We start from the raw sequence: 12,147 nt of genomic DNA on the forward strand, positions 1-12,147 counted from the left end.
ATGACCGACACGACCACGACGACGGCCGCACCGCAGCACAGCCTGCTGTCCCGTCTGTACACCGGCACGGGTGCCTTCGAGATCGTCGGCCGCCGCAAGCGGTGGTACATCGTCACCGCGGTGATCGTGCTCATCGCCCTGCTCAGCATGCTGCTGCGCGGATTCAGCTGGGGAATCGACTTCGAGGGTGGCACCCGCATCCAGATGCCGGTCGTGGCGGGCGTCTCCGTCGATGACGTCGAAACCGTCTTCAGCGACACCATCGGCTTCGAACCCGAAGCGGTGCAGACCGTCGGCGCCGGCGACGGCGCGACGGTGCAGATCCGGTCGGAGACCCTCGACGTGGAGCAGGTCGCGCAACTGCAGACCGCGTTGTTCGAGGAGTTCCAGCCGGCCGGTCCGGACGGAGAGCCGTCCCGCAACTCGATCAGCGTCGCGGACGTCAGCGAGACGTGGGGAAGCCAGATCACGAACAAGGCGCTTCTCGCGCTGGTGGTCTTCCTCGTCATCGTGAGCATCTACATCACCGTCCGATACCAGCGGAACATGGCGATGGCGGCGATCGCGGCGCTGTTCTTCGACATCGTCGTCACGGCGGGGGTGTATTCGCTCGTCGGCTTCGAGGTCACCCCGGCGACCGTCATCGGTCTGCTCACGATCCTCGGCTTCTCGCTGTACGACACGGTCGTCGTCTTCGACAAGGTCGAGGAGAACACCCGAGGCATCCTGCACCTGCACCGCCGCACCTACGCGGAGCAGGCCAACCTCGCCGTCAACCAGACGCTCATGCGCTCGATCAACACCACCGTCATCTCGGTGCTTCCGGTGCTCGCGCTCATGGTGGTCGCGGTGTGGCTCCTCGGTGTGGGCACGCTCAAGGACCTCGCGCTCGTCCAGCTGGTCGGCATCGTCGTCGGCACCTTCTCCTCGATCTTCTTCGCGACCCCGTTGCTGGTTACCCTCGAGGAATGGCGTGGTCCGGTCGCGAAGCACACCCGCAAGGTGCTCGCCAAGCGGGAGGAGGCCGCCGCCCGCGCGGCGAAGGCCGGAACGACGGCCGGTGCGCAGGCCGCAGGCACGCGCGATCCCCGGATCGTTCCGCCGGCCCCTGCCTCCGATGCCCTGCCCGACCGGGCGACGATCCGTCGCGGCCCCGCCCCCGGAGCGCGACCTACCGGAAAGCGCGCCAAGAGAAGGTCGTGACATGGCGGTGACCGAGCGGAACGACCCGACGACGAGGCGGTCGCCGAGGCGCCGCGGCACGCTCCTCGCGTGTGCAGCGGTGGCCTCGACGCTCGCGTTCTCCACCGTGGCGTGCGCCACGGAGGAGGAACCGCTGCACTCGATCGGGTACGCGATCGACAACACGGTGACGACCTACAACGCGAACACCGTCGACGGTGCCGCCTCCGGCGCGCGCCAGGCGTTCGCCCGGGTGCTGCCCGGATTCGGTTACGTCGGCCCGTCCGGCCGGGTGATCGCGGACACCGACATCGGAACGGCCTCGGTCGTGCCGGGCGAAGGTCTGACCGTGCAGTACCGGTTGTCCCCGGACGCGGTCTACTCCGACGGCGTGCCCATGTCCTGCGACGACCTCGTCCTCGCCTGGGCGGCGTCGAGCGGCCGGTTCACCGCACCGGACGAAGCCGGGAAACAGGTCCCGCTCTTCGACGCCGCCCATCGCGGGGGCTACGCCGACATCGACCGGGTCGACTGTCGGCCCGGTTCGAAGGAGGCCACCGTCGTCTTCCGGCCCGGCCGCGAGGACACGAACTGGAGGTCGCTGTTCTCGGCCACCGAGCTGATGCCGGCGCACGTGGCGGCGGGCCGGTCGGGCGTGGCCGATCTGGTCGGGGCGATCACGACGAACGACACCGACGCCGTCCGGCGCATCGCGGAGTTCTGGAACACCGGCTGGTCTCTCACCCCGGGTGAGATCGACCCGGCCCTCTTCCCGTCGGCGGGTCCGTACCGTATCGAGTCGTACACGGCCGAGGACGGTCTGACGCTCGTCGCGAACGAACGGTGGTGGGGGAACGCCCCGGGCACCGATCGCATCGTCGTATGGCCGCGCGGGACCGACGCGTCCGCGGCGGCGGAGGACGGCCGCATCCACGTCGTCGATGCCGCCGAGGGATCTATCGGCCACAGCAATCTCGGCGACGGCGCCGAGGTCTCCACGGTCGTCTCGCGCAATCTCGAGCAGCTGGTGTTCGCCACGAGCGGGGTGTTCCAGAACCCGGCGGCGCGTCGCGCCGTCGCCCTGTGCGTGCCGCGGACGCAGTTGTTCGACGAGCTGGGCGCCTCCGACGAGTCGGACGGCGTCACGGGCCCGATCACGTCGAGGCTCCTGGCGCCCGATTCGCCGTTGTACCCGCAGACCGCGCCGTCGGCCGAACGTTACGCCGAGGTGGACATCGACGCCGCCCGTTCGGAACGCGAGGCCTCCGGTCAGGACCGGATGCAGGTCCGTATCGGATATCTCGGGCCGGACGACCGGCGCGCGCGCACTCTCGAGTTGATCGGCGAGTCCTGCCGCGAGGCGGGCATCGACATCGTCGACGCCGGCTCCGACACGTTCGCGCCGTCGCAGCTGACGGCCGGGGAGGTCGACGCGATCCTCGTGGGTACCGCCACCGCGGCGGGGGCCGGGGGCACCGCGGACATGGAGGACGCGCGCGATGCGCTGCACTCCGGTGCCGGCAGCAACGTGGGTGGTTACTCGATCGGGCGCGTCGACGAACTGCTCGACGGGCTGCTCGTCGCCCGCGACAACGCCGCCGTCGCCGGGCTCGCGACCGAGGCCGAACGCATCCTGTGGGGCGATGTTCCCACCCTGCCGCTGTTCGCGCAGCCCCGCACGATCGGGTTCGCCGCGGGAATTCACGCCGGGGTACCGAACCCGACGACCGCGGGTGCGGGCTGGAACATGGATCGGTGGATACTCAGAGGATGAACGCTCAACGGATCGGCGAACCGCAGCTCGTCGAGGAAGCTGCCGCAGCCGTCGCCGGACACACCCGATGGGTCGACGACTTTCCGTCCACGGGTGTCCGGTTCGCCGACCTGACGCCGGTCTTCGCCGACGGTCCGTCCTTCTCGGCGATCATCGAGGCCCTGTCGTCCGTGGCACCCGACGCCGAACTGGTCGCCGGGATCGATGCGCGTGGTTTCCTCCTCGGGGGTGGCATCGCCCGGACCCTCGGTGTGGGGGTTCTCGCCGTCCGGAAGGCCGGCAAGCTCCCGCCGCCCGTGCAGACCTGCGAATACCGTCTCGAATACGGCACGGCAGCGATCGAGATCCCGGGCGACTGGCTCGCTCTGCGGGGCCGGAAGGTGCTCGTGGTGGACGATGTCCTCGCGACCGGTGGAACCCTGTCCGCGACCGTCGAACTGCTCGAGCGTGTCGGCGCGGAGGTCGTCGGTATCGCCGTCGTCACCGAGATCGAAGCTCTCGGTGGCCGGGCACGACTGCAGAAGTACCCACTGACGTCGCTCGTGCGGATCTGAGAGTTAGAGTTGCCACAGGTGCCGGTGAACCCGCCGGGCCCGTACGGTCCGGACATGCGCATCGGTGACGAACCGGGTTCGCAGCCTGCGACGGGAGGTGGAGGGATGACCCAGAATCTCGATCGGTCCCAGAATTCCGGTCAGAATCCGACGCCCACCGCGGCGTCCACCTCTGCCTCGAGGCGGGTGCGCGCCCGCCTGGCCCGGCGCATCACCGGGCAGCGCGGCACCAGCCTCAAGCCCGTCCTCGAGCCGCTGGTCACCATCCATCGGGAGCTGTACCCGAAGGCCGACCTCTCGCAGCTGCAGCGGGCCTACGATGTGGCCGAGGAACGGCACGCCACCCAGAAGCGCAAGTCCGGTGATCCCTACATCACCCATCCGCTGGCGGTCGCGACGATCCTGGCCGAACTCGGTATGGACACCACGACCCTCGTCGCGGCGCTGCTCCACGACACCGTCGAGGACACCGGCTACACGCTCGAGCAGCTCACCGCCGAGTTCGGCGAGGAGGTGGCGCATCTCGTCGACGGCGTCACCAAACTCGACAAGGTCGTGCTCGGTTCGGCCGCCGAGGGTGAGACCATCCGCAAGATGATCATCGCGATGGCGCGCGACCCCCGGGTGCTCGTCATCAAGGTCGCGGACCGTCTGCACAACATGCGGACCATGCGCTTCCTGCCTCCCGAGAAGCAGGCCCGCAAGGCACGCGAAACCCTCGAGGTGATCGCCCCGCTGGCCCATCGTCTCGGGATGGCGACGGTCAAGTGGGAACTCGAGGATCTGGCGTTCGCGATCCTCCACCCGAAGAAGTACGAGGAGATCGTCCGCCTCGTCGCGACCCGCGCGCCGTCGCGCGACACCTACCTGGCCACCGTCCGCGAGGAGATCGGCCGGACGCTCTCGGCATCCCGGATCGACGCGGTCGTCGAGGGCCGGCCCAAGCACTATTGGTCGATCTATCAGAAGATGATCGTCAAGGGCCGCGACTTCGACGACATCCACGACCTGGTCGGCGTGCGGATCCTGTGCAACGAGATCCGCGACTGCTATGCGGCCGTCGGGGTCGTGCACTCGCTGTGGCAGCCCATGGCGGGGCGGTTCAAGGACTACATCGCACAGCCCCGCTACGGCGTCTACCAGTCGTTGCACACCACCGTCATCGGTCCCGAGGGCAAGCCGCTCGAGGTGCAGATCCGCACGCACGAGATGCACCGCACCGCCGAATTCGGTATCGCCGCGCACTGGCGGTACAAGGAGACGAAGGGACGCCACTCCGGTGATGTCGCCGAGCTCGACGACATGGCCTGGATGCGGCAGCTCCTCGACTGGCAGCGTGAGGCGGCGGACCCGGGCGAATTCCTCGAGTCCCTCCGCTACGACCTGGCCGTCAAGGAGATCTTCGTCTTCACTCCCAAGGGCGATGTGATCACCCTTCCGTCGGGCTCGACGCCCGTGGACTTCGCGTACGCCGTGCACACCGAGGTCGGACACCGCTGCATCGGCGCTCGGGTCAACGGCCGGCTCGTGGCACTCGAACGCAAGCTCGAGAACGGTGAGGTCGTGGAGGTGTTCACCTCCAAGGATCCCAATGCCGGCCCGAGCCGCGACTGGCAGTCGTTCGTCGTCTCGCCCCGCGCCAAGGCGAAGATCCGGCAGTGGTTCGCCAAGGAACGCCGCGAGGAAGCCCTCGAATCCGGCAAGGACGCCATCGCGAAGGAAGTGCGCCGCGTCGGTCTGCCGCTACAGCGCCTGATGAACGCCGATCTGATGGTCGCGGTCGCGAAGGAACTGCGCTACGCCGACGTCTCGGCGCTGTACACCGCGGTCGGAGAGCACCACGTCTCGGCGCACCACGTCGTGCAACGGCTGGTCGCGCTGCTCGGTGGCGTCGGTGGCGTCGAGGAGGAACTGGCCGAGCGGTCCACACCGTCGACCATCCCGACCCGCTCGCGGAACAGCGGTGATTCCGGTGTCCTCGTGCCGGGCGCACCGGGCACGGTCTCGAAGCTCGCGAAGTGCTGCACGCCCGTTCCCGGCGACGAGATCATGGGCTTCGTGACCCGGACCGGTGCGGTGAGCGTGCACCGCACCGACTGCACGAACGCCGGGTCGCTGCGGGAGCAGTCGGAGCGGATCATCGAGGTGCAGTGGGCGCCCTCGCCGTCGTCGGTGTTCCTCGTCGCGATCCAGATCGAAGCTCTCGACCGGCACCGTCTGCTGTCCGACGTGACGAAGGCACTCGCCGACGAGAAGGTCAACATCCTGTCGGCCTCCGTGACGACCACGGGCGACCGGGTCGCGGTGAGCCGGTTCACCTTCGAGATGGGCGACCCGAAACATCTCGGACACGTGCTGAACGTCGTCCGCAATGTCGAAGGCGTCTACGACGTGTACCGGGTGACCTCGGCAGCCTGACCGAATCCGTCTCGGTCTGGCGCCGGACGACGACGTCCCGCCCCGGAATCTCCGGGACGGGACGTCCGTGCGTTCCGTGTGAACGGGGGTGTCAGGACCCGACGGTCACCGACTCGATCTGCACCGCGCGGTTGGGCGCACCGCCGCCGGCCGCCATCGAGCCGTCGTCACCCTCCGCCGCGACCTCCTCGATCACGGCGAGTCCGGCCTCGTCGACCGTCCCGAACACCGTGTAGGTGGGGGGAAGCTGCGAATCCTCGTACACCAGGAAGAACTGGCTGCCGTTGCTGCCGGGACGACCGGTGTTCGCCATCGCGACCGTGCCGCGCGGGTAGATCACCGGTTGCCGCAGCTGGGTGTCGCCGGGCGCGTACACGTTCTCCGGGTACTCGGTGTCGAACCCGTAACCCGGCCCGCCCGTTCCGGTGCCCGTCGGGTCGCCGCACTGCAGCACCTGCAGCCCGGGGGAGGTCACCAGCCGGTGGCAGGGCGTGTCGTCGAAATAGCCCTGCTCCGCGAGGGACACGAAGCTGTTGACCGTGCAGGGGGCCGCGGCCCGGTCGAGTTCGACGCCGATGACGCCGACGCTGGTGGTGATCTGCGCGGCAGCAGCGCCGGTGGCGGAGACGTCGTCCGCGGCGGGGGCGGTCACGTCGCGTGCGGCGTCACCCGAGGCGTCGTAGGTGCACGAGACGGAGTCGGTGCCGCTGGGTCGCTCCGGTAGTTCGCCCGTGTAGGCGGGGGACTGCCGGTCGGCGGCGGACGCCGGTGCCGACGAGCTCGCGGCGGTATCGGTGGACGAATCGTCGGAGCACCCCGTGAGGAGGAGTGCGAGCCCGAGGCCGGCGGCGAGGGTGGTGCGCAATCGGATCATCAGTCCATCCTGACCGACGTGAGGGTCGTCTCCAGTGCGGGGGTACCGTCGGCAGCCCCACCCGCTACACCGGCTGCGGCGATCGTGTCGAGGGTCGCAAGACCGGTCTCGTCGATCGTGCCGAACACGGTGTACTGAGGGGGCAGCACCGAGTCGCCGTACACCAGGAAGAACTGGCTGCCGTTGGTCTCGGGCTGTCCGGTGTTCGCCATCGCGAGGGTGCCGCGCGGATAGGTCATCGGTTCCTGCGCGGCGGGATCGTCGGCGGCGAACTGATCGGTGGGGAACTCGTTGGCGAACTGGTAACCCGGTCCGCCGGAACCGCTCCCGGACGGGTCGCCGCACTGCAGGACCTGCAGGGACGGCGAGGTGGTCAGACGGTGGCAGGTCGTGTCGTCGAAGTAGTTCTGCGACGCCAGCGACAGGAAACTGTTGACGGTGCACGGCGAGTCGTCGTTGTGCAGGATCAGGCCGATGTTGCCCTGATTCGTCTCCACGCTGACACTGACGTCCGTGTTGCCCTCGCCGGTGGTGCGGATGCCCTCGGTGCGCGGGGGCTGCGCGGGCTTCGACGGCTCGCGACCGTCGGCGGGGTACGAGCAGTTCACCGTCTCGGGCAACGGCTCCGACCGGCCCTCGGGCAGTGCCGCGTACTCGGAACCGGAGGTGTCGTTCGACGCTGCCTCCGTGGCCGTGTCGTCACCCCGGTTCACCGCCCACAGTGCAACACCTGCGCCGACGACCATGATCACCCCGAGCGCGGACAGCGCGATCGTCGCGCGGCGCCGCTTGCGCTCGCGTTCGGCTCGTCGCTCGAGTTGCCGTTCGAGTTTGCGTTTCGCGGCCTGGCGCCGTTGTGCGTTGCTCGGCACTGCAGTAGTCCTCCCGTGAACGATCGATGTGGTCCAACCGACTTCGAAGCCGATTCGAGTCTGCCACCCGGGACCGGGAACCCGCGGACAGGGCGCAACGCATAGTCTGTAGGAGACCTCGAAGGCTTCCACCCGTAGGAGCGATGCTCGTGCTCGTGACCGGATTCCCTGCCGGGATGTTCCAGACCAACTGCTACATCCTCGCGCAGGACAACGCGAAGGAGTGCGTCGTCGTCGATCCCGGCCAGGACGCCGCCGAGCCGCTCGTGGAGTTCCTCACGGGATCCGATCTCACGCCCCGGGCGGTGCTGCTCACGCACGGTCACCTCGACCACATGTGGTCGGCGCAGCCGATCGCCGACCGGTACGGAATCCCCGTCTACATCCACCCCGACGACCGGGCGATGCTCACCGATCCGCTGCAGGGCATGGGGTCGAGCCTCGCCCCCTTCCTCGACGGCGTCGAGTTCGTCGAACCGCAGCAGGTCGTGGAGTTCGGCGACGGAGACGAGATCGAACACGCCGGAATCGAGTTCGTCGTCGACCACACGCCCGGACACACCCGCGGCTCGGTCGTCCTGCGCACGCGCACCACCACCCCGGACGGGGCTGCCCTGAACGTCGCGCTCACCGGCGACACCCTGTTCCAGGGGTCGATCGGCCGTACCGACCTGCCGGGCGGCGACCACGCGCAACTGCTCGACTCGATCGCCCGCAAATTGCTCGTGCTCGACGACGGCACCAACATCCTTCCCGGTCACGGCGGGTCGAGCACGATCGGGCAGGAGCGGGTCTCGAATCCCTTCCTCACCGGCCTGGCAGAATCCCGCTGACACACGAACACCGCGATCCGTCGGTGACCAACCGAGAGAATTCCGAGAGAAGGCAGTACCAGTGAGCAAGGCCTCCACGTTTTCGGCGCCGAAGGGTGTGCCCGATTACGTTCCCCCGCAGTCGGCGGAGTTCGTGGCGGTACGGGACGGTCTGACCCGTGCCGCACGCTTGGCGGGGTACGGGCACATCGAACTGCCCATCTTCGAGGACACCGGCCTGTTCGCTCGGGGCGTCGGCGAATCCACCGACGTCGTCACGAAAGAGATGTACACCTTCGCCGATCGCGGTGAGCGCTCGGTCACGCTCCGTCCCGAGGGCACCGCGGGCGTGATGCGCGCGGTGATCGAGCACGGCCTCGATCGAGGTCAGCTCCCCGTGAAGCTGTCGTATTCCGGACCGTTCTTCCGCTACGAGCGCCCCCAGGCCGGTCGCTACCGTCAGCTGCAGCAGGTCGGTGTCGAGGCGATCGGCATCGACGATCCTGCGCTCGACGCCGAGGTCATCGCGATCGCCGACGCCGGGTTCCGGTCGCTCGGCCTCGACGGCTTCCGCCTCGAGATCACCTCGCTCGGCGACGACACCTGCCGCCCGCAGTACCGGGAGAAGTTGCAGCAGTTCCTGTTCGGGCTCCCACTCGACGAGGAGACCCGCCGCCGCGCCGAGATCAACCCGCTGCGCGTGCTCGACGACAAGCGTCCCGAGGTCCGCGAGATGACGGCCGACGCACCGCTGATGCTCGACCACCTCTCGGACACCGCGCGTGCGCACTTCGACGAGGTGCTCGCGCACCTCGACGCGATCGGCGTCCCGTACGTCGTGAACCCGCGCATGGTGCGCGGCCTCGACTACTACACGAAGACCACCTTCGAGTTCGTCCACGACGGACTCGGAGCCCAGTCCGGTATCGGTGGCGGCGGTCGCTACGACGGACTCATGGAGCAACTGGGTGGCCAGCCGCTCTCGGGTATCGGTTTCGGGATCGGCGTCGACCGCACGGTTCTCGCGCTCGCCGCGGAGGGCAAGTCGGCCGGCAGCCCCGCACGATGCGAGGTGTACGGCGTGCCCATGGGGGATGCCGCCAAGGCTGCGCTCGTGCCCATCGCGCACAAGCTGCGCGCAGCAGGCCTCCGTGTCGACCTGGCCTACGGCGGACGTGGTCTGAAGGGCGCGATGAAGGCTGCCGACAAGTCCGGTGCCGTCGTCGCGCTCGTCCTCGGCGACCGCGAACTCGAGGCGGGCGAGATCGTCGTGAAGGACCTGCGCAACGGCGAACAGCACAGCGTTGCTCTCACGGACGTCGTCGCCCGTGTGGGTGAGGTCGTTGCCGGCGCATGACGACCGGGACGGTGGCGCCGTCCCGCTCGATCTGATCCCGGCCCGACTGCTGCGGCCGCGGGCACGCAGGATCGCGTTGCTCGCGCTCGCCGTCGGCGTCGTCCTCGGCGTCCTCGTCTGGATCGTCGCGCCCGGCTGGGTGGCCTTGCTCGTCGGTGCCGTCCTCGCGGTGCCACCGGCTCTCGGGGCGTTCCTGGCCACGCGTCGGCACCTGCTGCTGCGCGGCACCGTCATCACCCTTTCGGGGGCATTCCGGTCGCGCAGTGTCGATCTGGCGCGGCTCGCCGGCGTCGAACTGCTCGTGCGGGTGGGCGGCGTCTCGCAGGCGGTCCTGCGCGTCAACGACGGTGAGCACAATCTCGTGTCGGTTCCGTTGGCGCTGTACGCCAACGGCGGAGGTCGCGAACTCGAGGTGCTCGCTCTGCGGAAGCTGGCGAATGCGCTGGCCACCAGCGAGATTGCACCGGCAGCGGCGGTCTCGTCGGTGCTCGTCGAACAGTTGCGGGCCGAGGCCCGCGACGCCGCGCTCGGCGAACGCCCGCTCTACCGGGCTATCGAACTCGCGCGCGGCGCCGGGCGCGTGCCGCAGACGACGCTGACCGACCACGAGGTGGCTTCCCTGGTCGACTGACGGCCTGGGCTCACCGGTCGTCGTGCGAACCGATCACGGCAGGAACGACCAACGGCAACTCGCCGACCACCTCGGTGCTCACGGAGGCGGCACTCAGGAGACGGGCAGGGGAGCGGTGCTCCTCGTCCTCGGACCCGCGGCCCGACGTCGCGGGGACCATCCCGCCGGTGGAAGGCGTGCGGCCCCCCGGCGTCGTACCGGTCGTCGCCGGCGACCCTCCGCCCGCACCCGCACCCGCGCCCGTCGGGAGCGGAGTGGCGGCGGGCACACCCGCAGTCCCGAACGCGGTCCCCGCGCTGCCGTGACCGGCGAAGACTCCCGCCGACACCGTTCCGGCCGAGCCTGCGACGGCCGCACCGACGGTGGGGACCGCCGTGTGCGCGGTGGGCACGGTCGATGCGTAGGCGGTGGGAGCGGTCGGGGTGTGAGCGGCGGCCGCGGTGAACGGTGCAGCGGCACTCGACGCGACATCGGTTGCGGCCGTGGCGATCGTGCGCATCTCGTGCACCCCCGCCACCGCGACCGGCGCGGGCACCGGAACAGGGGCGGTCAACGGGGTCATCGCGGCGGTGTGGACCGCCAGTTCGCCTCGCGTACGCGCGACGACGGCCAGTGCCGCCTGAAGGTGTTGTGCGGCCGACGCCAGCAGAGCGGCCTGACCCGGCGGTGTCACCAGAGCGGGGGCGGCCGCGACCGCTGTGGCCACGAACGACTGTGCGATGCCGGTCAATTCGACGTTGCCGCGTTCGACGCTCGCCGTGGCGGCGCGGGTGACGTCGCCGATCCGGTCGCCGCGGTCGGCCAGTTCGAGCGCGGACTGCTGAGCCCGGACGCCGTGACCGGTGGCCTCGTCGGCCGTCGCACCCTCCCACGACTCCGGAAGCGCGTGCAGCGCACTGCGCCCGAGAGTGGTCGCGGTCTCGAGCAGGCGCGAACCCTGATGCAGGATCGCCGTGGGATCGAGCGAGTCGAGGATGCCGGTGCCGAACATCGAGCCGAGTTCGGTGAGCGGCCGCACGATCACCTCGAGATCGGGCAGCACCGGCACCGGAATCGATTCGAGCAGTTCGACGATCGTGTTCGCGTCGAGGACGGGCAGACCCGGCTCGGGGAGCACGGGTTGCGGTGGTACGGGAATCGGGGCGTCGAGGACCGGTCCGATCGGTGACGCGCGAAGTGCGTCGAGAACGGTCGGTGAGGTGACGGGTGCTGCTGCGGCGTCTGCGACCGATCCCTGCATCACAGTCCTCCCGCGGCGTCGGAGAGGGCCGAAGCCGTTCCGGTGTCGGCGGTTTCGTAGCCGGCGGCGGCTTCGTGTGCCGCGATGCCGTTGGACGCGTATGCCCACGACAGTTGTGTGACGGCACGGGTGTGCTCGGACTGCGCTGCTGCGAACACCGCGAGGAACTCGCTTCCGATGAGTCCCATGGCCGGACTCAGCGCGGAGATGTTGGCCTGCAGATCGAACGCCCCTGCCTGCGCGACGTGCTCGGCCGCACGAAGATTCGTCGTCCCGAACGCTCGAACTCCGTCGGGCACCACCCGGATTCCGGCACCGGGAAACAGACCGCTCATCGAACCCCCCTCGAAGATCAGTGTGGCGAGCACTCTAACTCGAGAGAACCGGGGGAGCCACCGGGTCCTGGCCGGCCTGTGGATGAACCCACGGCATC

The 12,147-nt window shown here is 69.3% G+C and carries 11 protein-coding genes; 7 read left to right on the forward strand and 4 right to left on the reverse strand.

The genetic code is table 11. The annotated features are described in order from the left end of the window. The 4 genes from secF to EQ874_RS10205 all read left to right on the forward strand — a co-directional run bounded on the left by secF (position 1) and on the right by EQ874_RS10205 (position 5,928). Positions 1–1,203, forward strand: a complete 1,203-nt coding sequence (gene secF, locus EQ874_RS10190) for a protein translocase subunit SecF (protein WP_242496707.1) — start codon at positions 1–3, stop codon at positions 1,201–1,203. 1 nt (position 1,204) lies between these two features. After that, on the forward strand, positions 1,205–2,956 hold the full coding sequence (locus tag EQ874_RS10195) for an ABC transporter substrate-binding protein (protein ID WP_129976675.1): 1,752 nt from the start codon (positions 1,205–1,207) through the stop codon (positions 2,954–2,956). Beyond that, positions 2,953–3,510, forward strand: coding sequence for an adenine phosphoribosyltransferase (locus tag EQ874_RS10200; protein WP_064064959.1), 558 nt, complete (start codon positions 2,953–2,955; stop codon positions 3,508–3,510). Before EQ874_RS10195 ends, EQ874_RS10200 begins: the two co-directional genes overlap by 4 nt. Positions 3,511–3,615: 105 nt before the next feature. Next, positions 3,616–5,928, forward strand: coding sequence for a RelA/SpoT family protein (locus tag EQ874_RS10205; RefSeq protein WP_064064958.1), 2,313 nt, complete (start codon positions 3,616–3,618; stop codon positions 5,926–5,928). 91 nt (positions 5,929–6,019) lie between these two features. On the opposite strand, the gene EQ874_RS10210 is transcribed toward EQ874_RS10205, so the two are convergent. After that, the gene (locus tag EQ874_RS10210; protein ID WP_064064957.1) at positions 6,020–6,802 is read right to left on the reverse strand and encodes a peptidylprolyl isomerase; all 783 of its coding nucleotides are present in this window, start codon (positions 6,800–6,802) and stop codon (positions 6,020–6,022) included. After that, positions 6,802–7,674 carry a peptidylprolyl isomerase gene (locus EQ874_RS10215; protein WP_064064956.1) on the reverse strand — a complete coding sequence of 291 codons (873 nt, stop codon included), beginning with the start codon at positions 7,672–7,674 and terminating at the stop codon, positions 6,802–6,804. The genes EQ874_RS10210 and EQ874_RS10215 overlap by 1 nt, the downstream gene beginning before the upstream one ends. Positions 7,675–7,823: 149 nt before the next feature. Here EQ874_RS10215 and EQ874_RS10220 point away from each other — a divergent pair, with 149 nt between their 5' ends. From EQ874_RS10220 to EQ874_RS10230, 3 genes are all read left to right on the forward strand, one after another. Then, positions 7,824–8,507: an MBL fold metallo-hydrolase gene (locus EQ874_RS10220; RefSeq protein WP_026003171.1), complete on the forward strand. Its 684-nt coding sequence runs from the start codon at positions 7,824–7,826 to the stop codon at positions 8,505–8,507. A gap of 61 nt (positions 8,508–8,568) precedes the next feature. Next, complete coding sequence (gene hisS / locus EQ874_RS10225) at positions 8,569–9,843, forward strand: histidine--tRNA ligase (protein WP_016933619.1); 1,275 nt, start codon at positions 8,569–8,571, stop codon at positions 9,841–9,843. Then, on the forward strand, positions 9,830–10,474 hold the full coding sequence (locus tag EQ874_RS10230; RefSeq protein ID WP_207213522.1) for a hypothetical protein: 645 nt from the start codon (positions 9,830–9,832) through the stop codon (positions 10,472–10,474). Before hisS ends, EQ874_RS10230 begins: the two co-directional genes overlap by 14 nt. A 10-nt stretch (positions 10,475–10,484) precedes the next feature. Here the strand turns inward: EQ874_RS10230 and EQ874_RS10235 are convergent, their stop codons facing one another. Both EQ874_RS10235 and EQ874_RS10240 read right to left on the reverse strand, forming a co-directional pair. Continuing rightward, the gene (locus EQ874_RS10235) at positions 10,485–11,714 is read right to left on the reverse strand and encodes a hypothetical protein (protein ID WP_347400869.1); all 1,230 of its coding nucleotides are present in this window, start codon (positions 11,712–11,714) and stop codon (positions 10,485–10,487) included. Beyond that, positions 11,714–12,049 (reverse strand): type VII secretion target, encoded by a 336-nt coding sequence (locus EQ874_RS10240; protein ID WP_026003172.1) that lies wholly within the window; start codon positions 12,047–12,049, stop codon positions 11,714–11,716. The genes EQ874_RS10235 and EQ874_RS10240 overlap by 1 nt, the downstream gene beginning before the upstream one ends. Between the last annotated feature and the right edge of the window lie 98 nt (positions 12,050–12,147).

It is taken from the genome of Rhodococcus sp. Q1 (assembly GCF_004153645.1).
Taxonomy (GTDB): Bacteria; Actinomycetota; Actinomycetes; order Mycobacteriales; family Mycobacteriaceae; genus Rhodococcus; species Rhodococcus gordoniae.